Here is a 24,516-nt window from a genome sequence, read left to right on the forward strand (position 1 = left end):
CTTCGTTGGCCCGTTGTCAGCGGGCGTGGCTAATGGAAATCTTGTCGTTCGCCCGGCGCAGCCGGAAAGGGCGCGTCAACGGGCGATACCGGCGGCACGGGCCGCCGGGCGTGCTGTTGGTCAGGCGCCGGCCATGGTGGGTGTGGCCACCTGGGTCAGGCTGCCCGGCGTGACGGGCTTGATGCCCGCCTCGAACTCGGCACGGAAATATTTGATCGCGCTGCCCAAGGGCTCCACGGCGCCGGGCGCGTGCGCACAGAACGTCTTGCCGGGGCCGAGAAAACCGACCAGGCCCAGCAGGGTTTCGATATCCCCCGGCTGGCCGTTGCCGGTCTCGATGGCGCGCAGCAGCTTGACGCTCCACGGCAGGCCGTCGCGGCAAGGGGTACAGAAGCCACAGGACTCGCGCGAAAAGAACTCTTCCATGTTGCGCAGCAGGGACACCATGTTGACGCTGTCATCCACGGCCATGGCCAGGCCCGTACCCATGCGGGTGCCGACCTTGCCGATACCGCCGGCGTACATCTGCGCGTCGAGGTGTTCGGGCAGCAGGAAACCGGTACCGGCGCCGCCTGGCTGCCAGCACTTGAGCGTGAAACCGTCGCGCATGCCGCCGGCATAGTCTTCGAACAACTCGCGGGCGGTGATGCCGAACGGCAGTTCCCACAGACCGGGGTTCTTGACCTTGCCGGAGAAGCCCATCAGCTTGGTGCCGTGGTCTTCACTGCCCGGCATGGCCAGCGCCTTGTACCAGTCGATGCCGTTGCCGACGATGGCCGGCACGTTGCACAGGGTTTCGACGTTGTTCACGCACGTCGGCTTGCCCCACACGCCCACGGCGGCGGGGAAGGGCGGCTTGGAACGCGGGTTGGCGCGGCGGCCTTCCAGCGAGTTGATCAGCGCGGTTTCTTCACCGCAGATGTAGCGGCCGGCACCGGTGTGCACGAACAGTTCGAAGTCGAAGCCCGAGCCCAGGATGTTCTTGCCCAGCAGGCCGGCGGCTTTCGCTTCCTGTACGGCACGATTCAGGTGCTTGGCGGCTGTGGTGTATTCGCCGCGCAGGAAGATGTAGCCACGGTAGGCCTTCAGCGCGCGCGCGGAAATCAGCATGCCTTCGATCAGCAGATGAGGCTGCTGCTCCATCAGCATGCGGTCTTTCCAAGTGTTGGGCTCCATTTCATCCGCGTTGCACAGCAGGTAGCGGATGTCCATGGATTCGTCTTTGGGCATCAGGCCCCATTTGACACCGGTGGGGAAGCCCGCACCGCCGCGGCCCTTGAGGCCGGAATCCTTTACCGTCTGCACGATGTCGTCCTGCGACATGTCGGCAAATGCCTTGCGCGCGGCGCTGTAGCCGTCCTTGGCCTGGTACTCGTCGAGCCAGATCGGCTCGCCGTCGTCACGCAGGCGCCAGGTCAGCGGATGGGTTTCAGCGGCGCGGGCAATGGTATTGGCCGGGCCGAACGAGGTGAGCTTCATACGTAGCCCTCCAGCAGTTGGGCCACGCCAGCGGGCTGGACATCGCCAAAGGTATCGTCGTCGATCATCAGCGCCGGGGCCTTGTCGCAATTGCCCAGGCAGCACACCGGCAGCAGGGTGAAGCGACCGTCGGCGGTGGTCTGGCCCAGGCCGATGCCCAGCTTGCTCTGGATTTCGCTGACCACCGATTCATGCCCGCCGATGTAGCAGACCATCGAATCGCATACGCGGATGATGTGGCGGCCTACCGGCTGGCGGAATATCTGGCTGTAGAACGTGGCCACGCCTTCGACATCGCTGGCCGGAATGCCGAGCAGTTCGCCGATTGCGTACAGCGCGCCATCAGGCACCCAGCCGCGTTCCTTCTGGACGATCTTGAGGGCTTCGATGGACGCCGCACGCGGGTCCTCGTAGTGGTGCAACTCGTGCTCGATGGCCGAGCGCTCGGTTTCGCTCAGGGCGAAACGGTCTGTCTGGATGAGCGTGCTGTTCATGCTTAACGGTCCACGTCGGCCATAACGAAATCGATGCTACCCAGGTACGCGATCAAGTCCGCGACCATGCTGCCCCTGATCACCGAAGGGATCTGCTGCAGGTGCGGGTAGCTTGGGGTGCGTATGCGGGTACGGTAGCTCATGGTGCCGCCGTCGCTCGTCAGGTAATAGCTGTTGATGCCCTTGGTCGCTTCGATCATCTGGAAGGATTCGTTGGCCGGCATTACCGGGCCCCACGAAACCTGCAGGAAGTGTGTGATCAAGGTTTCGATGTGCTGCAGCGTGCGCTCCTTGGGCGGCGGCGTAGTCAGCGGGTGATCCGCCTTGTACGGGCCTTCGGGCATGTTGCGCATGCATTGGTCGATGATGCGGATGCTCTGGCGCATCTCTTCGACGCGGACCATGCAGCGGTCATAGGCATCGCCGTTGTGCGCGAGCGGCACTTCGAACTCGAAGTTCTCGTAGCCCGAATACGGACGCGCCTTGCGCAGGTCGAAATCGCAACCGGTGGAGCGCAGGCCGGCACCGGTGACGCCCCACTCCAGGGCTTCCTTGGTGTTGTAGGCGGCGACGCCAATGGTACGGCCCTTGAGGATGCTGTTCTGCAGCGCAGCCTTGGTGTATTCGTCGAGGCGCTTGGGCAGCCATTCGACGAAGTCCTTGACCAGCTTCTCCCAGCCGCGCGGCAGGTCGTGAGCCACGCCACCGATGCGGTACCAGGCCGGGTGCAGGCGGAAGCCGGTGATGGCTTCGATCACCGTGTAGGCCTTCTGGCGGTCGGTGAAGGTGAAGAACACCGGGGTCATGGCGCCGACGTCCTGGATGTAGGTACCCAGGAACAGCAGGTGGCTGGTGATGCGGAAGAACTCGGCCATCATGATGCGGATGGTGTCGACCTTCTGCGGCACCTTGATGCCGGCCAGCTTCTCGACGGCCAGCACGTAGGGCAGGTTGTTCATCACCCCGCCCAGGTAGTCGATGCGGTCGGTGTAGGGGATGAAGCTGTGCCACGACTGGCGCTCGGCCATTTTCTCGGCACCACGGTGGTGGTAGCCGATGTCGGGCACGCAGTCGACGATCTCTTCGCCGTCCAGCTGCAGGATGATGCGGAATGCACCGTGCGCGGAAGGGTGGTTGGGGCCCAGGTTGAGGAACATGTAGTCCTCGTTGGTCCCGGAGCGTTTCATGCCCCAGTCCTCGGGCTTGAAGCGCGCCGCTTCCTCTTCCAGCTGCTGCTTGGCCAGGGTCAGGCTGTAGGGGTCGAACTCGGTCGCGCGCGCCGGGTAGTCCTTGCGCAGTGGGTGACCTTCCCAGGTCGGCGGCATCATGATGCGCGACAGGTGAGGGTGACCGGCGAAGTCGATGCCGAACATGTCCCAGACTTCACGCTCGTACCAGTTGGCGTTGGGCCAGATACCGGTGATGGTCGGCAGGTTCAGGTCGCCTTCGTTCAAGGCCACCTTGAGCATGACGTCGCTGTTACGCTCGACCGACAGCAGGTGGTAGAACACCGTGAAGTCGCCCGCGCCGGGGATGGCGCGGCGATGGGTGCGCAGGCGCTCGTCCACGCCGTGCAGGTCGTAGAGCATGCTGTACGGCTTGGACACGTTGCGCAGGAACGTGAGGATCTCGACCAGCTTGGCACGGGCCACCCACAGCACCGGCATGCCGGTACGGGTTTCCTGGGCGAGGAACGCCTCGGGGCCAAAGCGCTGGTTCAGTTCGACGACCACATCTTGGTCGTCAGCCTTGTAGGGCGGGATATACAGAGCGGTGTCCGCTGTTGTCATGGTCTCGGTCGCTATCGGTCAACTACGGTGTGAAGCCAGGGGTTCTCGGCCTGCATCGGCAGGCGTGACAAACGCTGGATCAGACTTCGTCGGGGCTGCGCAGGTGGGTTACCGCAATACGCTGTTCGCGGCGCTGTTCCTTCTGCGACGGCATCTCGGCGCGGTAGACGCCTTGATCACCGACGACCCAGGACAACGGGCGACGCTCCTGCCCAATCGACTCCTGCAACAGCATCAGGCCTTGCAGGAATGCTTCAGGGCGCGGCGGGCAGCCAGGCACGTAGACGTCCACGGGGAGGAACTTGTCGACCCCCTGGACCACCGAGTAGATGTCGTACATGCCACCGGAGTTGGCGCACGAACCCATGGAGATGACCCACTTGGGCTCGAGCATCTGCTCGTAGAGGCGCTGGATGATCGGCGCCATCTTGATGAAGCAGGTGCCGGCGATGACCATGAAGTCGGCCTGACGCGGCGAGGCCCGAATGACTTCGGCGCCGAAGCGGGCGATGTCATGGGGTGCCGTGAAGGCCGTGGTCATTTCCACGTAGCAGCACGAAAGACCGAAGTTGTACGGCCACAGGGAGTTCTTGCGACCCCAGTTGACCGCGCCGCTGAGGACGTCTTCGAGTTTGCCCATGAAGATGTTCTTGTGAACCTGATCTTCTAGGGGGTCGGAAACAGTTTCCCTGGTGCCGATGGGATACTGCTCGTTGGGAGCATCGGGGTCGATCCGGGTGAGATTGTATTGCATTGCCAAAGCCTCATTGTTTCAGCTTCGCCTGCCGCTTGCGACGAGCTTCCGGTGCCCAGTCAAGGGCGCCCACTCGGAACAGGTAGACAAGACCTGCCAACAGAATTGCTATGAAAACGAGAGCTTCGACGAATCCGGTCCAGCCGCTTTCGCGGACGGACACAGACCAGGCAAAGAGAAAAAGGGCTTCGATATCGAAGATCACGAACAGCATCGCGACCAGATAGAATTTGGCGGAAAGGCGCAGGCGGGCGCTGCCGACCGGCAGCATGCCGGATTCGAAAGGTTCGTTCTTGCTGCGTCCGAAGGCTTTGCTGCCCAGCAGGCTGGAGAGCCCGAGCATGAACGCACACAGACCGGCAACACCGAGAAGGAAGATGGCAAAGCCCCAGTTGTGGGCGATGAGTCCTGTCGAATCGGGCATGCTGGTTTCCTTGGCAGGGGCCGGGGCCTCTGGGTTGAATGAAGTGTCGCAGTGACGATATGTCGCAGCAGAATCAATCGCGATGATTTTATGGGTAAAAGCCGGGCAAGTAAATTTCGGATCGCAAATTAATTCGTATCATTACGCACATAGGCTTATTCAATGTAGCTCACTGGGGGGATTTAGGTGGGTGAAACACGAAAATATCAAGCAGGCCAAGCTTTTACCGTGAGTACGCGAATATCTTAATGATAACTAATATCATTTAGCGTCTTGGATTGACCGTGCAAGTTGGCTCAATTAACTGTGCGCAGTGTTTTACCCGCTTATTCGGTTGCCGGCATTGCGCTGGATCAATCGGACGCATAAAAAAGCCGCCGGCAACTGCATGCGGCGGCTTTGGATTCAACACCCATCCCTGTGGGAGCGACGGTGACCCTGTGGGAGCGGGTTCTACCCGCGACGGCCATCTGCGGTCTGGCGGGTAAAACGCGCCGAATTCTTCGCGGGCAGAGCCCGCTCCCACAGTTACCTTGCCGCACAGGCACCTCGTCCCACAGACGCTGCGCCCTCGCGAGAGCAGCTTGCCTGGGGGATCAGTGGAACTGCTCTTCCTCGGTCGAGCCGGTCAGGGCGGTGACCGACGAGGCGCCGCCCTGGATCACGGTGGTCATGTCGTCGAAGTACCCGGTACCCACTTCCTGCTGGTGGGCGACGAAGGTGTAGCCCTTTTCGGCATCGGCGAATTCCTGCTCCTGCAGCTTCACATAGGCCGTCATGTCGTTGCGCGCGTAATCGTGCGCCAGGCTGAACATGCCATGCCACATGTTGTGGATCCCGGCGAGGGTGATGAACTGATGCTTGTAGCCCATTGCCGACAGCTCGCGCTGGAATTTGGCGATGGTTGCGTCGTCCAGGTTCTTCTTCCAGTTGAAGGAAGGCGAGCAGTTATAGGAAAGCAACTGGTCCGGGTACTCGCGCTTGATGGCCTCGGCGAAGCGACGCGCCTCATCAAGGTCCGGCTTGGCGGTTTCGCACCAGATGAGGTCGGCATAGGGCGCGTAGGCCAGGCCGCGGGCGATTGCCTGATCGAGGCCGGCACGTACCTTGTAGAAGCCTTCGGGTGTGCGGGTGCCGGTCACGAACGGCTGGTCGTAAAGGTCGCAGTCCGACGTCAGCAGGTCCGCAGCGTTCGCATCGGTGCGCGCCAGGATGATCGTTGGCACACCAGCGACATCGGCGGCCAGGCGCGCAGCGGTGAGTTTCTGCACGGCTTCCTGGGTCGGCACCAGTACCTTGCCGCCCATGTGCCCGCATTTCTTCACCGAGGCCAACTGGTCCTCGAAGTGAACGCCGGCGGCGCCCGCTTCGATCATGTTCTTCATCAGTTCATAGGCATTGAGCACGCCGCCGAAGCCGGCTTCGGCATCGGCCACGATCGGTGCAAAGTAGTCGATATAGCCTTGGTCACCAGGGTTCTTGCCGGCTTTCCATTGGATCTGGTCGGCACGTCGGAACGAGTTGTTGATGCGCTTGACTACGGTCGGCACCGAGTCCACCGGGTACAGCGACTGGTCGGGGTACATCGATTCGGCCGAGTTGTTGTCTGCTGCGACCTGCCAGCCGGACAGGTAGATGGCCTGGATGCCGGCCTTGACCTGTTGCACGGCTTGGCCGCCGGTAAGCGCGCCCATGCAGTTGACGAAATCCTTGTCGGGGCGGAATGAAGGCTTGGCGCCCTGGGTCACCAGGTTCCACAGTTTCTCTGCGCCCAGGCGGGCCAGCGTGTGTTCGGGTTGGACCGATCCGCGCAGGCGCACCACGTCGGCGGGCGAGTAGTTGCGCGTCACACCTTTCCAGCGCGGATTTTCGGACCAGTCTTTTGCAAGGGCCGCTTCTTGTTGTTCGCGTGTCAGTGCCATGGAGATAAACCTCGTGCATAGGTTCGATGATGGGGTTGCTGCGCCAGGCGCTGCTTGTGCCGAACTGCCGGTCGGCCTTCACCTTGCGGTGCGTTTGCCAGCGTGGCAAAGGCGCGGATCAGTGAAGGCGAGGCCATCATGCCCCATGGATTTTCTGCACGTCAAACGTTTTGTAGTGGAATCTACTAAGCACTACATAAAGGCCAATTTCGCGACTGTGGAGTCATTTTTCGAGGCTGCGGTCGACGATTCCCGACAGGGGTGGCGCTGTCGCGCCTCAGGCTCAGTCAAGGGTGTCGACCTTGACTCGAACGGTAGTGTCGTTACGCCCCTGAGTGCTGTATTGCCGGGCGATGCCCTGTTGGTTGATGCTCGAATGCTCGTTCATGCCGGCCACCGTGATCCACTCGCCGAGCCGGCCGCTGAGGGTCGATTGCGTACTTTGCACGTTGACCACGTCGGCCCTTTCCTGGCTCAGTCGATCGTTGTTTGTAGCGATGTTGAGGTGCACTACATCACCGGTCAGGCTCGCCGTGACGTAGAAACCCTGGGTGACATCGCGGTACTCGGTCTGCGCTTGCAGGCGACCGTACGCGTCGGTGCCTGCAGTAGTTAGGGGTACGCTTTGGCCGATCTGGATCAGTGCCGGGCTGCCTTCGCTGGCCTGAACCTGCTGCACTCCGCCGCTGCGGTTGTCGGTACCGTACTGGATGATGCGCGTAGTGCCACCGCCGTTGACGCGATAGCCGCGCTGGTTGGCGGTGTTGCTGTCGCTGGTGTCGACACTGATCAGCAGGCGTCGCGCCGGCTTGTCCAATTGCTCGAGCAGCGCCGTGAGCTCGTCGAGCTTGTCGGGCTCGGCGTTGACCACCAGTTGGTTGCCGTAGGCTGCGACGCTGCCGTCTCGTCCCACCAGTTGTTGGGCGATGGGCAGGATATCGGCACTGGTGCGATAGTGAAGGGGCATGACCTGGGTAGCCGCCTGGGCACTGGGCATCAGGCACAACAGCAGGCTGGCGAGCAGAAGGTGCAGCGGCATGTCCGTGATCTCCGCATTGGATGTGCGGACAAGTATGGCATGCGCGCTGAATGTACAGGATGCAGCATATCAGCCGAACCACGTCGCCGCTTTCGCGGCCGCTGACCGCCCGAAGGCGGATGCGAGCCTCCGTAGGAGCGGTCAGCGGCCGCGAAAGGGTCCCCGCAGTCCAGCAGGCGTATCACGATGCGCCGTTCGCGGCCGACGACCACGCTCACACGTGTCAGCTTGGACTGCGAACCATGTCCACATGGGGCAGGCCGGCTTCGAGAAACTCACCGCTGACGACGCGAAAGCCATGGTGTTCGTAGAACGTCGTGGCATGCACCTGAGCGCTGAGTTTCTGCTCGTGCAGGCCCAGTGCATTGGCATGGGCGATGACCGCTTGCAGCAACTTGTCGCCCACCCTCAGGCCGCGCCAGTCCTTGAGCACGGACACCCGGCCGATTTCACCGTCGGCGAGCAGGCGGGCAGTGCCCACCGCATAGTCGCCTTCGACGGCCAGGAAATGCACCGCGCTCAGATCGTCCTCGTCCCATTCCAGCTCGGCCGGAATCGCCTGCTCGGCGATGAACACCGCCTCGCGAATGCGCCGGATGTCGCGATTGTCCTTGTGCCAGTCCGCCACGCGCACGCCAATGCTATTCATCGATGGCGAACCCCAGGCTCCCTTGCTTCACCAGCTCGCAGAGCAGTGCGCGACCCTGTTCGTCGTGCATCCAGGGGCCCAGGTTGTCGATGTGCAAGGCGTCGGCCGCGCAGATCAGCTTCAACAGATCGCGCAGTTCGCCGGGCAACAAGCGGCTTTGGCCACTGGCGAACAACAACAGGTCTGCGTCGACTTCCGACCAGGCCAGGCGGGCGCTCGGGTTACGCACCAGCAGCGCACCCTGTTCCAGTTCGGCAAGCAGATCGGCCTCGGCCATGTCTTCGCCGGCGACCAGCTCCGGATAGCGCGGCTCGGTCATGAACTGGCCAAACCAGGTCAGCAACAGGCGCTCGTCGCTCATGTGCTCGGCCAGCAGGCGCTTGAGCCGATCCAGGGCGTCGTGCTGGATCTGGTGCGGGTCGGCCGCAGGCACGGCATCGGCGTCGCTGTAGCGCTCTTCGTCCGGCAGGAACTGGCTGAGGAAGTCGGTGAAGTGAGTCAGCACTTCGGCAGCGCTCGGTGCACGGAAACCGACCGAATAGGTCATGCAATCGTCCACGGCAACGCCGCAATGGGCCAGGCGCGGCGGCAGATAGAGCATGTCGCCGGGCTCCAGGGTCCACTCTTCGCTCTGCTGGAAGTCGGCCAGGATGCGCAGATCCGGATGATCGAGCAGCGGGCTCTGCGAATCGCACATCTGCCCGACCTTCCAGTTGCGCTTGCCCAGGCCCTGCAGCAGAAACACGTCGTAGTTGTCGAAGTGCGGACCCACACCACCGCCTGGTGCGGCAAAGCTGATCATGACGTCATCGATGCGCCAGCTGGGCAGGAAGCGGAAGTGCTCGAGCAGCTCGGCGACTTCCGGAACGAACTGGTCCACGGCCTGGACCAGCAGGGTCCACTCGGTTTCCGGCAGCTTGCTGAATTCATCTTCGGCGAAGGGGCCGCGGCGCATTTCCCATGGCTGGGCGCCGTGCTCGATGACGATCCGCGACTCGACTTCTTCCTCGAGCGCCAGGCCAGCCAGCTCGTCGGCGCTCAGCGGATTTTCGAAATCGGTGAAGGCCTGCCGTACCAGCAGGGGTTTCTTCTGCCAGTAGTCGCGCAGGAATTCAGCGGCAGTCAGGCCGCCCAGTATTTGAAGTGGGGTATTAGCTTTCATGTGTAACCTGCTGAATAATATTGCTTTTATAACTGGAATAAAAACGCCCGGCGAGGCCGGGCGTCAAAGCGTCGGTAGCGAATGTCAGACGCGCTTGGCCTGCGCTGCTGCATTGCCTATGTAGTTCGCCGGGGTCAGTTGCTTGAGTTCGGCCTTGGCTTCTTCAGGCATGTCCAGACCATCGATGAAAGTCTGCAGTGCTTGTGGGCCGATGCCCTTGCCGCGGGTCAACTCCTTGAGCTTCTCGTACGGGTTCTCGATGTCGTAACGGCGCATGACCGTCTGGATGGGTTCGGCCAGCACTTCCCAGCAAGCGTCCAGATCTTCAGCTATTTTCTGAGTATTGATCTCTAACTTGCTGATTCCCTTGAGACTTGCTTCGTAGGCGATCACGCTGTGGGCGAAACCGACACCGAGGTTGCGCAGCACGGTGGAGTCGGTCAAATCGCGCTGCCAGCGCGAGATCGGCAGCTTGCTGGCCAGGTGCTGGAACAGCGCGTTGGCGATACCCAGGTTGCCTTCGGAGTTCTCGAAGTCGATCGGATTGACCTTGTGCGGCATCGTCGAGGAACCGATTTCGCCAGCGATGGTGCGCTGCTTGAAATAGCCCAGGGAGATGTAGCCCCAGATATCACGATCGAAATCGATGAGGATGGTGTTGAAGCGGGCGATCGCGTCGAACAGCTCGGCAATGTAGTCATGCGGCTCGATCTGCGTGGTGTAGGGATTGAAGCCCAGGCCCAGTTCGTCTTCGATGAAGGCGCGGGCATTGGCTTCCCAATCGATCTGCGGGTAGGCCGACAGGTGCGCGTTGTAGTTGCCTACCGCGCCGTTGATCTTGCCCAGCAGGGGCACGGCTGCCACCTGCGCGATCTGCCGCTCCAGGCGGTACACCACGTTCGCCAGCTCCTTGCCCAGGGTCGTCGGCGAAGCCGGCTGGCCATGGGTGCGCGACAGCATCGGCACGTCGGCGAAGCGATGGGCCAGCTCGCGGATCGACCCGGCGATCTGGCGCATCAGCGGCAGCATCACATCGTCGCGGCCTTCGCGCAGCATCAGCGCGTGGGACAGGTTGTTGATGTCTTCGCTGGTGCAGGCGAAATGGATGAACTCGCTGACCTTGGCCAGTTCCGGCAGCTTGGCAGCCTGCTCCTTGAGCAGGTACTCGATGGCCTTGACGTCGTGGTTGGTGGTGCGCTCGATTTCCTTGACGCGCTCGGCGTGCTCCAGGGCGAAATCACTGGCAAGCACATCCAGTACGGCGTTGGCCTCTGCCGAGAAAGCCGGTACTTCGGCGATTTGCGGGTGCGCGGCCAGGCGCTGCAACCAGCGCACTTCGACCAGAGCGCGGAAGCGAATCAGGCCGTACTCGCTGAAAATGGTGCGAAGGGCCTGGGTTTTGCCGGCGTAGCGGCCGTCTACAGGGGAAACCGCAGTGAGCGAAGAAAGCTGCATGGGTATTCTCGGACAGTCGGGCTTTGAAAAGGGCGCGAATTATACATGAAAAAAGCCGGTTGGGCGGCCCGGGCCAACCCTCCGGTCGTTCATCCGCGCATCAGGGGGTACAGCTCTCGCAACAGCTTGCGGCGGCTGATCACCAGCTGCCAGCGATGCCCGCCCAATTGTCGCCACAGGCGTGCGGCACGGATGCCGGCCAGCAGCAGGGCACGAATCTTGGAAGCGTTGTTGGGCTGCTGCAGGTGGCGCGTATCGCCATGCACCTGGATGCGTTGGCGCAGCGTGCTCAGGGTGTCCTGGTACAGCGCACCAGTAGCGGCGATGACGTTCTCATGGCCCTGGCCGAAGTGCTCGACCTGGTTCTGGATCTGCGGAATGCGCTTGCCGATGATCTCCAGCATCTCGCCGCGCTTGGCCAGCTGCCGCTCCAGGCCCAGCATCGACAGCGCGTAGCGCAGCGGCTCGCGCTGCAGGCTGCCGGGGTCTCGCTCCAGCGCGCTGGACAGCGCGCCATAACCTTCGCGCAGATGGCTGTCGTCGCCACCGAACACTTCAAGCGTGTTCTGCGGATCGACCACCAGCAGGCTGCCCAGCAGGCAGGCGACGTCAGCCTCGGCGGCGGAACCGGTCTTGGCGATACGGTCGACCAGCACCGCCGCCTGGAACACCGCGCCCAGGGCTACCAATTGTTCCTGCAGGTTGTTCATGGCTGGCTCCAGGCCTCGGCGACTTCGATGACGCCGCCACCCAGGCAGATTTCGCCGTCGTAGAACACCACCGACTGACCTGGGGTGACAGCCCGTTGCGGCTCGTCGAATACCGCGCGATAGCCCTCGGCGGTGCGTTCCAGGGTGCATGCCTGGTCGCTTTGACGATAGCGAACCTTGGCCGTCAGGCGCCGCGGCTCGGCCAGGTCCACCGGGTTCACCCAGTAGATTTCCGAAGCGAGCAGGGCGCCGGAAAACAGCAGCGGATGCTCGTTGCCCTGGCCCACGATCAATTCGTTGGCGACCAGGTCCTTGGCCAGCACGTACCACGGGTCGTCACCGGCGTCCTTGAGGCCGCCGATACCCAGCCCCTGGCGCTGTCCGATGGTGTGGTACATCAAGCCGTGGTGACGGCCGATGACCTCGCCGCTGGTGGTCTTGATCTCGCCTGGCTGCGCTGGCAGGTACTGCTTGAGAAAGTCGCTGAAGCGGCGTTCGCCGATGAAGCAGATACCGGTGGAATCCTTTTTCTTGGCGGTCGCCAGACCGTGCATCTCGGCGATGGCGCGCACTTCGGGCTTTTCCAGTTCGCCTACGGGAAACAGCGTGCGAGCGATCTGCTCACCGCCGACGGCGTGCAGGAAGTAGCTCTGGTCCTTGTTCGGGTCCAGGCCCTTGAGCAGTTGCGTCTGCCCGTCGCTGTCGCGGCGACGCACGTAGTGGCCGGTGGCAATCAGGTCGGCGCCCAGCATCAGTGCGTAGTCCAGGAATGCCTTGAACTTGATCTCGCGGTTGCACAGGATGTCCGGGTTTGGCGTACGGCCGGCCTTGTACTCCTCGAGGAAGTGCTCGAAGACGTTGTCCCAGTATTCAGCCGCGAAGTTGGCGGTGTGCAGCTTGATGCCCAGCTTGTCGCAAACGGCCTGGGCATCCGCCAGGTCCTCACGCGCCGTGCAGTATTCGGTTCCGTCGTCTTCCTCCCAGTTCTTCATGAACAGGCCTTCCACGTGGTAGCCCTGCTCCATCAGCAGTAGGGCGGAAACGGAAGAGTCGACGCCGCCGGACATGCCGACGATGACGCGCTGTTTTGCGCAGTGGCGGGGAGCTGGCTCACGCATGGGATTCGATGGGGTCTCTGAAAAGGACGCGATTCTAACAGGGTAAGCTGCAAAACGCTCAGGTGCGAATCAGCCCCAGGCTGTGCAGCGGTCCGTTCAGGTAGTCGTCCAGGCATTGCATGACCAGCTCGCTGCGCAGTCGATGGCCCTGTGCGGCCAGCTCGTCGCGGGTCAGCCAGGTGGTGCCGCTGATGTCCGGATCCAGTTCGAGCTCGGGGTTGAGGTGCAGGGGGCGTGCACTGAAGCAGATGCGCTGGTAGGTCACGCCGTTGCTGGGCGCCGTGTACAGGTAGATGCCGACCACGCCGGTCAGCTCGACGTCCCAGGCAGTTTCTTCGAGGGTCTCGCGCAGGGCGGCTTGCATGAGGTTTTCGTCAGGCTCGAGATGGCCGGCAGGCTGGTTGAGCACCAAACGTCCGCCTTTCATTTCCTCGACGAACAGAAAACGCCCGCTGTCCTCGATGATAGTGGCGACAGTGATATGCGGTTGCCAGGTCATGATGGAATCTCCCATTGATGGACCCCTCGTAGGAGCGGTCCGTGGCCGCGAACCCGGCACCGCGGTGCATCAGACAATACGCGTTGCTCCTTTCGCGGCCGATGACCGCTCCTACGGGCGCATGCGATCTTCCGTAGGAGCGGTCCGTGGCCGCGAACCAGGCGCCGCGGTGCATCAGACAGTTCGCGTTGCTCCTTTCGGGGCCGATGACCGCTCCTACGGGCGCATGCGATCTTCCGTAGGAGCGGTCCGTGGCCGCGAACCAGAGGCGCCGCGGTGCATCAGACAATTCGCGTTGCTCCTTTCGGGGCCGATGACCGCTCCTACGGGAGATCGCCTGCGCTTAAAAAGTCAGCCCCGGCACAGGGCCAGGGCTGGGGGTGTTACCGGTTCAAACCTTACACCAGCGAAGCGATCGCGGCGTTCAGGGTTTCGCTGGGGCGCATGGCCTTGCGGGTCAGTTCGGCATCGGCATGGTAGTAGCCGCCGATGTCCACTGGCTTGCCCTGCACGGCGTTGAGCTCGGCGACGATCTTCGCCTCGTTCTCGGCCAGGGTCTTGGCCAGCGGCGCGAACTGCGCTTGCAGGGCGGCGTCGTCGTTCTGCTCGGCCAGGGCCTGGGCCCAGTACAGTGCCAGGTAGAAGTGGCTGCCACGGTTGTCGATGTTGCCGACCTTGCGCGATGGCGACTTGTTGTTGTCGAGGAATTGGCCAGTGGCCTTGTCCAGGGTTGCGGCCAGTACCAGCGCCTTGGGGTTGTCGTAGGTGCTGCCCAGGTGCTCCAGCGAAGCGGCCAGGGCCAGGAACTCACCCAGGGAATCCCAGCGCAGGAAGTTTTCTTCGACCAGTTGCTGCACGTGCTTGGGCGCCGAACCGCCAGCGCCGGTTTCGAACAGGCCGCCGCCATTCATCAGCGGCACGATCGAAAGCATCTTGGCGCTGGTGCCCAGTTCCATGATCGGGAACAGGTCGGTCAGGTAGTCGCGCAGCACGTTGCCGGTCACTGAAATGGTGTCTTGCCCGGCACGAATGCGCTTGAGCGAGAAAGCCATGGCATCGACCGGCGACATGATCTGGATGTCCAGGCCATTGGTGTCGTGGTCTTTCAGGTATTTCTGCACCTTGTCGATCATCACCGCGTCGTGGGCGCGTGCCGGGTCGAGCCAGAACACGGCAGGGGTGCTGCTGGCACGGGCGCGGTTGACGGCGAGCTTGACCCAGTCCTGGATCGGCGCGTCCTTGGTCTGGCACATGCGGAACACGTCACCAGTCTCGACCTTCTGCTCCATGAGCACGCGGCCATTGCTGTCGCTGACGCGGACCACGCCGTCGGCGGCAATCTGGAAGGTCTTGTCGTGGGAACCGTATTCCTCGGCTTTCTGCGCCATCAGGCCCACGTTGGGCACGCTGCCCATGGTGGTCGGATCGAATGCACCGTGCTTCTTGCAGTCTTCGATGGCGGCCTGGTAGATGCTGGCGTAGCAGCGATCCGGGATCAGGGCCTTGGTATCCTGCAGCACACCTTCGGTGTTCCACATCTTGCCCGAGTCGCGGATCATGGCCGGCATCGAGGCATCGACGATGACGTCGCTGGGCACGTGCAGGTTGGTGATGCCCTTGTCGGAGTTGACCATGGCCAGGGCAGGGCGAGTGGCATAGACGGCCTGGACGTCGGCTTCGATCTGCGCCTGCTGCTCGGCGGGCAGCGACTTGATGCGCGAGTACAGGTCACCGATGCCGTTGTTCAGGTTGAAACCTACCTGCTCCAGCACGTCGGCGTGCTTGTCCAGCGCCTCCTGATAGAACTCGGCGACGATCTGGCCGAACATGATCGGATCGGAGACCTTCATCATGGTGGCTTTGAGGTGAACGGAGAACAGCACGCCCTGTTTCTTGGCGTCCTCGATCTCGGCGGCCACGAAGGCGCGCAGGGCTTTTTTGCTCAGCGCGGCGCAGTCGATGATCTCGCCAGCCAGGACCTTGGTCTTTTCCTTCAATACGGTGGTGCTGCCGTCGCTGCCGACCAGTTCGATCTTGACGCTGCCGTCGGCTTCGATCAGGGCACTTTTCTCGCTGCCGTAGAAATCGCCGCTGCTCATGTGCGCAACGTGGGACTTCGAGTCGGCGGCCCAGGCGCCCATCTTGTGCGGGTGCTTGCGCGCATAGTTCTTGACCGACAGTGGTGCACGGCGGTCGGAGTTGCCTTCACGCAGTACCGGGTTCACGGCGCTGCCCTTGACCTTGTCGTAGCGGGCGCGGGTGTCCTTGTCGGCATCCGACTCGGCGCTGTCTGGGTAGTCGGGCAGGTCGAAGCCTTGGTCCTGCAGCTCTTTGATCGCCGCCTTCAGTTGCGGTACCGAAGCGCTGATGTTCGGCAGTTTGATGATGTTGGCTTCAGGCGTGGTGGCCAGGGTGCCCAGCTCGGCGAGATCGTCCGGCACGGGTTTGCCGGCCTGCAGACGCTCGGGAAAGCTTGAAAGGATGCGCGCCGCCAGGGAGATGTCGCGGGTCTCGACGGCGATGTCCGAAGAAGCGGTGAAGGCTTCGATGATCGGCAGCAGCGAATAGGTGGCCAGGGCTGGCGCTTCGTCGGTGAAGGTGTAGATGATCTTTGAGCGGGTGGGCATAATCGAATTAACTCTCTTCTTTGCTGAGCGTGCACAGAATCTCGAGATGCGCAGGATAGGCGCTTTCGCTCGTTGTCATCAATGAGGCGAAAAATCGAGCATTGGTCGCGGTGATGTGGGATGCATCAGTAGAGCGTCAAGCGGTCGACCGGCAACAACGGCCCTCTCGCGACTCGCATGGGCAGTGCACGCGGGCGGACCGGTCCGACCAAGGTGACCCTGCGGTCACTGCGGCAGTATACCACTGGTCGCGGCGATGAATACTGTGTAGGGGGCACAAAGCTGGGCGGGTCGGCAGCTGCCGGAAACGAAACAGGCCATCCGTGTGGATGGCCTGTCCGGGTGCACATTCGCAGCAATGACGGCGAGCAAGCGCTCACGTTGCACAGCATGCGCCCGAGGAACGCTTGCTCGCGATCACTGTTCCTGCGACGCGATCATGCGTTCGCGGACTCCCTTGCCTCTTCTTTGGTCGTCGCAGTGCTTGCTTGCGTGACTTCGGCCTCTACCGTCTTGATGGCCACGGCGTGCAGCCCCTTGGGTCCCTGTGAGATCTCGAAGGAAACGGCCTGGCCAGCCTTCAGCGTCTTGTAACCCTCCATGGCGATGGCGGAGAAATGGGCGAAAAGATCCTCGGTCTGACCGTCTTCGATAATGAAGCCGTAGCCCTTGGCATTGTTGAACCACTTGACTTTACCACTGCGCATACCCATATCCCTCTGCAAAGGACTCCAGCTCTGGAGTATCATCCACTTCGTGCGCAACACAACCGATTGAAAAAATTTGGTTGACTGCGCGGACCTTTCTTCCCCAATGTGGGTTCTATTGTTTGTAACACCGTTTTGCCGATAGTCAAGGTCATGCGGCGACCGAGTCAAAATTCGGTCACAAGGTCAACCCACCACTTCTATTCGCTCAACGATGAATCTTCTTTCCATGCATGCATTCAGTCAGATTCGACTAACCTTCAATCAAGACCGCCCGCAGTCGCACGAGGACGATTCGGCAGGCATTGCCGTCCAGGAATCCAAGCCTGCATTGCAGGCCCCACCGATGTATAAGGTGGTTCTGTTCAACGACGACTACACCCCGATGGATTTCGTCGTCGAGATCCTCGAGGTTTTCTTCAATCTGAATCGTGAGCTGGCGACCAAGGTCATGCTGGCCGTCCATACAGAAGGACGGGCAGTATGCGGATTGTTTACCCGAGACATCGCCGAAACCAAGGCCATGCAGGTCAACCAGTACGCCAGGGAAAGCCAGCATCCGCTACTCTGTGAAATCGAGAAGGACGGTTAACGCCGACCACTTGGGTATGAGGTGAAGCTATGTTAAACCGCGAGCTCGAAGTCACGCTCAATCTTGCCTTCAAGGAAGCGCGCTCCAAGCGTCATGAGTTCATGACCGTGGAACACCTTCTTCTGGCGCTATTGGACAACGAGGCAGCCGCCACCGTATTGCGCGCGTGCGGCGCCAATCTCGAAAAACTCAAACACGACCTGCAGGAGTTCATCGACTCCACCACGCCGTTGATCCCCGTGCATGACGAGGATCGTGAAACCCAGCCGACGCTGGGCTTCCAGCGTGTGCTGCAGCGTGCCGTGTTCCATGTACAAAGTTCGGGCAAGCGAGAAGTCACCGGCGCCAACGTGCTGGTGGCGATCTTCAGCGAGCAGGAAAGCCAGGCCGTGTTCCTGCTCAAGCAGCAGAGCGTGGCGCGCATCGATGTGGTCAACTACATCGCGCACGGTATTTCCAAGGTCCCTGGTCACGGTGACAGCTCCGAAGGCGAGCAGGAAATGCAGGACGAAGAAGGCGGTGATACCTCTTCGTCGAGCAACCCGCTGGATGCCTATGCCAGCAACCTCAACGAGCTGGCTCGCCAGGGTCGCATTGATCCACTGGTCGGTCGCGAGAGCGAAGTCGAGCGCGTCGCGCAGATTCTCGCTCGTCGCCGCAAGAACAACCCGTTGCTGGTAGGCGAAGCAGGCGTGGGCAAGACGGCGATTGCCGAAGGCCTGGCCAAGCGCATCGTCGATAGCCAGGTGCCTGATCTGCTGGCGAACAGTGTCGTGTATTCCCTCGACCTGGGCGCGCTGCTGGCCGGTACCAAGTACCGCGGCGATTTCGAGAAGCGCTTCAAGGCATTGCTCGGCGAGCTGAAGAAGCGTCCGCAGGCGATCCTGTTCATCGACGAGATCCACACCATCATCGGTGCGGGTGCTGCGTCGGGCGGGGTGATGGATGCGTCCAACCTGCTCAAGCCGCTGTTGTCCTCCGGTGATATCCGCTGCATCGGTTCGACCACCTTCCAGGAATTCCGTGGCATCTTCGAGAAGGACCGCGCCCTGGCACGTCGTTTCCAGAAGGTCGACGTGTCCGAGCCTTCGGTGGAAGACACCATCGGCATCCTGCGTGGCCTCAAGGGGCGGTTCGAGCAGCACCACAACATCGAATACAGTGACGAAGCACTGCGTGCGGCCGCCGAGCTGGCGTCGCGCTACATCAATGACCGACACATGCCCGACAAGGCCATCGACGTCATCGACGAGGCAGGTGCCTACCAGCGCCTGCAGCCTGAAGCCAATCGAGTCAAGCGTATCGAAGTGCCTCAGGTCGAAGACATCGTGGCCAAGATCGCGCGGATTCCGCCGAAGCACGTAACCAGTTCCGACAAGGAGCTGCTGCGTAACCTGGAGCGTGACCTCAAGCTCACTGTGTTTGGCCAGGACGCTGCCATCGACTCGCTGGCCACGGCCATCAAGCTGTCGCGCGCCGGGTTGAAGGCGCCGGACAAGCCCGTGGGCTCGTTCCTCTTCGCCGGCCCTACCGGTGTCGGCAAGACCGAGGCTGCGCGCCAGCTGGCCAAGGCCCTCGGCGTGGAGCTGGTGCGTTTCGACATGTCCGAGTACATGGAGCGTCACACCGTATCGCGTCTGATCGGTGCGCCACCGGGTTATGTCGGGTTCGACCAGGGCGGTCTGTTGACCGAAGCCATCACCAAGCAGCCGCATTGCGTACTGCTGCTCGATGAAATCGAAAAGGCTCACCCCGAGGTCTTCAACCTGCTGCTGCAGGTCATGGATCACGGCACCCTGACCGACAACAACGGACGCAAGGCGGATTTCCGCAACGTGATTCTCATCATGACCACCAACGCTGGTGCCGAAACCGCTGCGCGGGCCTCGATCGGGTTTACCCATCAGGACCACTCATCCGACGCCATGGAAGTGATCAAGAAAAGCTTCACGCCGGAATTCCGCAACCGCCTGGACACCATCATCCAGTTCGGTCGCCTCAGCCACGAAGTCATCAAGAGCGTGGTCGACAAGTTCCTCACCGAATTGCAGGCGCAGCTGGAAGACAAGCGTGTGCAGCTTGAAGTCACCGATGCCGCGCGCGGCTGGCTGGCGGCAAGTGGCTACGATGTGCAGATGGGCGCGCGTCCCATGGCGCGCTTGATTCAGGACAAGATCAAGCGGCCGTTGGCGGAAGAGATCCTGTTCGGCGAGTTGGCCGAGCATGGCGGGGTGGTGCACATCGACATCAAGGACGGCGAGCTGACCTTCGATTTCGAAACCACGGCTGAGATGGCATAACGGCTCGACGCGGCTTGCGCCGCTGCTACAGGGGTTGTGTGAATCTCCCTGCAGCAGCGGCGCAAGCCGCGTAGCTTTTGGTGTCCAAATACCACGCACACAAAAACGCCCGGCAATGCCGGGCGTTTTCATGTGTCTCGGTTCAGCGAGCGCGGTAGGTGATGCGCCCTTTGCTCAAATCATAGGGCGTCAGTTCAACACGCACCTTGTCACCGGTGAGAATACGAATGTAGTTCTTGCGCATCTTGCCGGAGATATGCGCGGTTACGACGTGCCCGTTTTCCAACTCCACGCGAAACATGGTGTTGGGCAGGGTGTCGACGACAGTGCCTTCCATTTCGAAGCTGTCTTCTTTCGACATGCAGTAAAACCCTCGGTATCCAGTTGATGGCCCGGTGCAACTGCGCCAGGCAAAAGCGGCGTGCATTGTGCCCGAAAAAGGGGGCTCAAGCCAAGGGGTTCAGTTAAGTGTTACCCATCTCTGATTGATAAGCAGCTCGATGGGTCGATATTGGGTCTTGTAATTCATCTTCTGGCAGTTCTTGATCCAGTAGCCCAGATAGACCGCATCCAGGTTCAATCGCCGTGCTTCCTCGATCTGCCACAGGATCGCCAGACGGCCCAGGCTGCGCCGCTCTTCGGTCGGCTCGTAGAAGGTATACACGGCGGACAGCCCGTTGGGCAGCAGGTCGGTCACGGCCACCGCCAGCAGCCGGCCTTCCAGGCGAAATTCGTAGAAGCGCGAAAACGGCAGGTCTCGGACCAGAAACGTCGAAAACTGATCACGGCTGGGCGGAAACATGTCGCCATCGGCGTGGCGCTGTTCGATATAGCGCTGGTAGAGGTCGAAATACTCTTCGCTGAAGCGGGGGGTGGCACTCGTCACCTGGACGTCGTGATTGCGCTTGACGATGCGTTTCTGCTGGCGCGAGGGGGTGAAGCCTGCCGTGGGAATGCGTGCCGGCACGCACGCGTTGCAGCGCTGGCAGTGCGGCCTGTAGAGGTGGTCACCGCTGCGGCGGAAACCCATTTCCGAGAGGTCGGCGTAGACGTGGACGTCCATCGGCTGGCTCGGATCGAGAAACAAGGTCGTGGCTTGCTCGTCGGGCAGGTAGCTGCACGAATGGGGTTGAGTGGCATAGAACTTCAGGCGCGCCAACTCAGTCATGATGAACCCTCGGAATGAAACCATTGCATCAAGTGTAAGCCAGTGCCGGAGAACTCGCCTAGCGCTGCCATGTCGCGCTATTGGGTTGGTCGAGGTATTGGCTCAGATAACCGGCGAACTGATCTCGGGCGATGCTTCGTGCGCCCAAGCTGTGCAAGTGCTCGGTGGGCATCTGGCAGTCGATCAGCACGAAACCGGCCTGCTGCAGATGCTCGACCAAAGTCACGAAGCCAACCTTGGAGGCGTTGTCGGTGCGGCTGAACATGGATTCGCCGAAGAACAGTTGGCCCATGGCCAGGCCGTAGAGCCCACCTACAAGCGTCTCGCCGTCCCACACCTCGACCGAGTGCGCGTGCCCTTGCTCGTGCAGGGTGAGGTACGCGCGTTGCATGTCGCTGGTTATCCAGGTGCCGTCGGTGTAATCGCGCGGCCCTGCGCAGGCAGCGATGACAGCGGGAAAGTCCTGGTCGAAGGTTACCGTGAAGCGTTGCTGGCGCAGTACCTTGCGCAGGCTGCGTGACACATGCAGTTCGGCGGGCATCAGCACGGTACGCGGATCCGGCGACCACCAGAGAATCGGCTGGCCGTCCTCGAACCAGGGGAAGCAGCCGTGCCGGTAGGCCTGCACCAGCCGCTCGGGGCTGAGGTCACCACCGGCTGCCAGCAGCCCATTGGGCTCGCGCATCGCCTTGCTCAGGGGAGGAAAGACCAGTTCGTTTCGTTTGAGCCACGTCAGCATGATTGTTCGCTACGGCAGGGGAGGGTGGTACCGGGGGCAGTGAGTTCATCCTGCCACGATCCGGTCGGCACGCCAATGCACGGCAGCAAGGCTGGGCAGTCAGGGCGACCGAGCTTTCATGTAACTTTTTCAGGCAATTGCAGTCCCATGTCACTGTTCTTCAAGATTGGCTCGTAAGGCCTTGTCGGCAAACACAAAGCACCGCTGAATCACATTTCGTGCGTCGCCTGATCCGAAGCTGAATGGCGCACGGCAAGCGACGCTTATATTGCAGATGCGCGAATTGCCGACAAAGCCGTACAATGCGATCTTTGCAGGGCCTGTTGTCCACCGATAGTGGCCATTTGCTGTATTTTTGTCATCCATCAGTTGCGCGCTTCGACAGGCGCAGGAAATCAAGCGTTTTGAAGAAATCCACTGCCTCATCCGCTCCCGCATCGGTGCCCGTCTGGCGCCAGCAAATGCATTATCGCCTCAAGGAAGGCGCACTGATCGCCATGGGCGCGCTGTGCCTTTATCTGTGGATGGCGTTGTTGACCTACGATCAGACCGATCCCGGCTGGAGCCACACCAGCAGCAACATGGACCAGGTGCAGAACGCGGCCGGCCGTGCCGGTGCGTTCGCCGCCGATATTCTGTTCATGGTGCTGGGCTATTTCGCCTATATCTTTCCCCTGCTGCTGGCGGTCAAGACCTGGCAGATCTTCCGTCAGCGCCACGAACCCTGGCAGTGGAGTGGCTGGCTGTTTTCCTGGCGCCTCATCGGGCTGGTGTTCCTGATTCTCTCCGGCGCGGCCCTGGCTCATATCCATTTCCATTCCGCCGGCAGCCTGCCGGCGTCCGCCGGCGGCGCGCTGGGCCAAAGCCTGGGCAACCTGGCGCTCAACGCCTTGAACATCCAGGGCAGCACCCTGTTGTTCATCGCACTGTTTCTGTTCGGCCTGACCGTGTTCACCGACCTGTCCTGGTTCAAGGTCATGGACATGACCGGCAAGATCACCCTCGACCTGCTCGAGCTGATGCAGGGCTCGGCCAGCCGCTGGTGGGCGGCGCGTGCCGAACGCAAGCAACTGGTTGCCCAACTGCGTGAAGTGGACGAACCGGCCTATGCTGCGCCCAGGGTCAGCGAGCCGCGCGATGTCGCCAAGCCCAGGCCGGTGCGGCCGGCGCCGGTGGAACCGACCCTGCAGAGCCGTCCGGTGGCGCCCATCGCGCCGGTCGCAATGGCGGCGCCGGTCGCGGCCAGCCAGCCCGTGCGGCCTGCAGTACCGATCAAGCCGTTGAGCGAAGAAAGTACCCAGGGCGCGCCCAGCGGCAAGCCGCCCGAGCAGAGCGCGCGGGTGCAGAAGGAGAAGCAGGCTGCATTGTTCGTCGATAGCGCCGTGCAGGGCACCTTGCCGCCGATTTCCATTCTCGATCCCGCCGAAGAGAAGAAGGTCAACTATTCGCCGGAGTCGCTGGCGGCCGTGGGCCAGTTGCTGGAGGTGAAACTCAAGGAATTCGGCGTGGAAGTGACCGTCGATTCCATTCACCCCGGCCCGGTGATCACCCGTTACGAGATCCAGCCGGCGGCCGGCGTCAAGGTCAGCCGCATCTCCAACCTGGCCAAAGACCTGGCGCGTTCGCTGGCGGTGCTCAGTGTCCGTGTGGTCGAAGTCATTCCCGGCAAGACCACCGTCGGTATCGAGATTCCCAACGAAGACCGGCAGATCGTGCGTTTCTCCGAAGTGCTGTCCTCGCCCCAGTACGACGAGGCCAAGTCGCCTGTGACCATGGCGCTAGGCCACGATATCGGCGGCAAACCGGTGATCACCGACCTGGCCAAGATGCCTCACCTGCTGGTCGCCGGTACCACCGGTTCCGGCAAGTCGGTGGGGGTCAACGCGATGATCCTGTCGATCCTGTTCAAGTCGGGCCCGGAAGACGCCAAGCTGATCATGATCGACCCGAAGATGCTCGAATTGTCCATCTACGAGGGCATTCCGCACCTGCTTTGCCCCGTGGTCACCGACATGAAGGATGCCGCTAACGCGTTGCGTTGGAGCGTTGCCGAGATGGAGCGACGCTACAAGCTGATGGCGGCCATGGGCGTGCGCAACCTGGCGGGCTTCAACCGCAAGATCAAGGACGCCGAAGAGGCCGGGACGCCCCTCAGCGACCCGCTTTACAAGCGCGAAAGCATTCACGACGAGGCGCCGCTGCTCAAGACCCTGCCGACCATCGTGGTAGTCGTGGACGAATTCGCCGACATGATGATGATCGTCGGCAAGAAGGTCGAAGAGCTCATCGCGCGTATCGCGCAGAAGGCCCGTGCCGCCGGTATCCACCTGATCCTCGCTACCCAGCGACCTTCGGTGGACGTCATCACCGGCCTGATCAAGGCCAACATCCCCACGCGCATGGCGTTCCAGGTATCGAGCAAGATCGACTCGCGTACCATCATCGACCAGGGCGGTGCCGAACAACTGCTGGGTCACGGTGACATGCTCTACATGCCGCCGGGCACCAGCCTGCCGATTCGCGTGCACGGCGCCTTCGTTTCCGACGAAGAGGTGCATCGCGTGGTCGAGGCGTGGAAGCAGCGCGGCGTGCCCGACTACAACGAAGACATTCTGGCCGGCGTCGAGGAAGCCGGCAGTGGCTTCGAGGGCAGCAGTGGCGGCGGCGATGGCGACGACAGCGAAAGCGACGCGCTCTACGACGAGGCGGTGAACTTCGTGCTGGAAAGCCGTCGTGCGTCCATCTCGGCGGTACAGCGCAAGCTCAAGATCGGCTACAACCGCGCGGCGCGCATGATCGAGTCCATGGAAATGGCCGGTGTGGTCACGCCGATGAACACCAATGGCTCGCGCGAAGTGATCGCGCCGGGCCCGATGCGCGACTGATGC

The 24,516-nt window shown here is 61.8% G+C and carries 21 protein-coding genes; 3 read left to right on the top strand and 18 right to left on the bottom strand.

Translation table 11 applies throughout. From position 1 onward, the window contains the following. Positions 1-120: 120 nt before the first annotated feature. From nuoF to cspD, 15 genes are all read right to left on the bottom strand, one after another. Positions 121-1,479, bottom strand: a complete 1,359-nt coding sequence (gene nuoF / locus IFU31_RS14690) for an NADH-quinone oxidoreductase subunit NuoF (RefSeq protein WP_122477744.1) — start codon at positions 1,477-1,479, stop codon at positions 121-123. Then, entirely contained in the window at positions 1,476-1,973 is a 498-nt protein-coding gene (nuoE, locus tag IFU31_RS14695) for an NADH-quinone oxidoreductase subunit NuoE (protein WP_122477746.1), read from the bottom strand. Before nuoE ends, nuoF begins: the two co-directional genes overlap by 4 nt. Before the next feature lie 2 nt (positions 1,974-1,975). After that, complete coding sequence (gene nuoC, locus IFU31_RS14700) at positions 1,976-3,763, bottom strand: NADH-quinone oxidoreductase subunit C/D (RefSeq protein ID WP_185793203.1); 1,788 nt, start codon at positions 3,761-3,763, stop codon at positions 1,976-1,978. A gap of 79 nt (positions 3,764-3,842) precedes the next feature. After that, complete coding sequence (locus IFU31_RS14705; RefSeq protein ID WP_122477749.1) at positions 3,843-4,517, bottom strand: NuoB/complex I 20 kDa subunit family protein; 675 nt, start codon at positions 4,515-4,517, stop codon at positions 3,843-3,845. A gap of 10 nt (positions 4,518-4,527) precedes the next feature. Further along, positions 4,528-4,941, bottom strand: coding sequence for an NADH-quinone oxidoreductase subunit A (locus IFU31_RS14710; RefSeq protein ID WP_043190089.1), 414 nt, complete (start codon positions 4,939-4,941; stop codon positions 4,528-4,530). A gap of 596 nt (positions 4,942-5,537) precedes the next feature. Then, on the bottom strand, positions 5,538-6,863 hold the full coding sequence (gene aceA, locus IFU31_RS14715; protein WP_192059698.1) for an isocitrate lyase: 1,326 nt from the start codon (positions 6,861-6,863) through the stop codon (positions 5,538-5,540). Positions 6,864-7,146: 283 nt separating this feature from the next. Then, complete coding sequence (locus IFU31_RS14720; protein ID WP_122477753.1) at positions 7,147-7,902, bottom strand: secretin N-terminal domain-containing protein; 756 nt, start codon at positions 7,900-7,902, stop codon at positions 7,147-7,149. 223 nt (positions 7,903-8,125) lie between these two features. Then, positions 8,126-8,551: a GNAT family N-acetyltransferase gene (locus tag IFU31_RS14725; RefSeq protein ID WP_192055321.1), complete on the bottom strand. Its 426-nt coding sequence runs from the start codon at positions 8,549-8,551 to the stop codon at positions 8,126-8,128. Beyond that, positions 8,544-9,713 carry a ribosomal protein uL16 3-hydroxylase gene (locus IFU31_RS14730; protein WP_122477757.1) on the bottom strand — a complete coding sequence of 390 codons (1,170 nt, stop codon included), beginning with the start codon at positions 9,711-9,713 and terminating at the stop codon, positions 8,544-8,546. The genes IFU31_RS14725 and IFU31_RS14730 overlap by 8 nt, the downstream gene beginning before the upstream one ends. A gap of 84 nt (positions 9,714-9,797) precedes the next feature. After that, positions 9,798-11,168, bottom strand: coding sequence for an adenylosuccinate lyase (gene purB, locus IFU31_RS14735; RefSeq protein WP_122477758.1), 1,371 nt, complete (start codon positions 11,166-11,168; stop codon positions 9,798-9,800). An 89-nt stretch (positions 11,169-11,257) separates the two neighbouring features. Next, positions 11,258-11,878, bottom strand: coding sequence for a high frequency lysogenization protein HflD (hflD, locus tag IFU31_RS14740; protein WP_122477760.1), 621 nt, complete (start codon positions 11,876-11,878; stop codon positions 11,258-11,260). Then, on the bottom strand, positions 11,875-12,996 hold the full coding sequence (gene mnmA, locus IFU31_RS14745; protein WP_192103454.1) for a tRNA 2-thiouridine(34) synthase MnmA: 1,122 nt from the start codon (positions 12,994-12,996) through the stop codon (positions 11,875-11,877). The genes hflD and mnmA overlap by 4 nt, the downstream gene beginning before the upstream one ends. Before the next feature lie 58 nt (positions 12,997-13,054). Then, complete coding sequence (locus IFU31_RS14750; protein ID WP_192103547.1) at positions 13,055-13,495, bottom strand: NUDIX hydrolase; 441 nt, start codon at positions 13,493-13,495, stop codon at positions 13,055-13,057. A gap of 398 nt (positions 13,496-13,893) precedes the next feature. Continuing rightward, positions 13,894-16,122: an NADP-dependent isocitrate dehydrogenase gene (locus tag IFU31_RS14755; RefSeq protein ID WP_192103456.1), complete on the bottom strand. Its 2,229-nt coding sequence runs from the start codon at positions 16,120-16,122 to the stop codon at positions 13,894-13,896. 437 nt (positions 16,123-16,559) lie between these two features. Further along, complete coding sequence (gene cspD / locus IFU31_RS21740) at positions 16,560-16,835, bottom strand: cold shock domain-containing protein CspD (RefSeq protein ID WP_274598220.1); 276 nt, start codon at positions 16,833-16,835, stop codon at positions 16,560-16,562. A 223-nt stretch (positions 16,836-17,058) separates the two neighbouring features. Here cspD and clpS point away from each other — a divergent pair, with 223 nt between their 5' ends. Both clpS and clpA read left to right on the top strand, forming a co-directional pair. Then, entirely contained in the window at positions 17,059-17,421 is a 363-nt protein-coding gene (gene clpS / locus IFU31_RS14765; RefSeq protein WP_043190060.1) for an ATP-dependent Clp protease adapter ClpS, read from the top strand. A gap of 29 nt (positions 17,422-17,450) precedes the next feature. Then, complete coding sequence (clpA, locus tag IFU31_RS14770; protein WP_122477768.1) at positions 17,451-19,721, top strand: ATP-dependent Clp protease ATP-binding subunit ClpA; 2,271 nt, start codon at positions 17,451-17,453, stop codon at positions 19,719-19,721. Positions 19,722-19,863: 142 nt separating this feature from the next. Here clpA and infA read toward each other — a convergent pair whose 3' ends face one another. The 3 genes from infA to aat form a co-directional block, all read right to left on the bottom strand. After that, positions 19,864-20,082: a translation initiation factor IF-1 gene (gene infA, locus IFU31_RS14775; protein WP_002553999.1), complete on the bottom strand. Its 219-nt coding sequence runs from the start codon at positions 20,080-20,082 to the stop codon at positions 19,864-19,866. Between the two features lie 99 nt (positions 20,083-20,181). Then, positions 20,182-20,889 (bottom strand): arginyltransferase, encoded by a 708-nt coding sequence (locus IFU31_RS14780; RefSeq protein ID WP_122477770.1) that lies wholly within the window; start codon positions 20,887-20,889, stop codon positions 20,182-20,184. Between the two features lie 58 nt (positions 20,890-20,947). Next, positions 20,948-21,628, bottom strand: coding sequence for a leucyl/phenylalanyl-tRNA--protein transferase (gene aat / locus IFU31_RS14785; protein WP_122477771.1), 681 nt, complete (start codon positions 21,626-21,628; stop codon positions 20,948-20,950). A gap of 404 nt (positions 21,629-22,032) precedes the next feature. Between aat and IFU31_RS14790 the strand changes: the two genes are divergently transcribed. Further along, a complete protein-coding gene (locus tag IFU31_RS14790; RefSeq protein WP_244646815.1) occupies positions 22,033-24,513 on the top strand; it encodes a DNA translocase FtsK in 2,481 nt (826 codons plus the stop codon). Positions 24,514-24,516 lie beyond the last annotated feature (3 nt).

It is taken from the genome of Pseudomonas sp. CFBP 13602 (assembly GCF_014842725.1).
In the GTDB taxonomy this organism is placed as follows: domain Bacteria; phylum Pseudomonadota; class Gammaproteobacteria; order Pseudomonadales; family Pseudomonadaceae; genus Aquipseudomonas; species Aquipseudomonas baltica.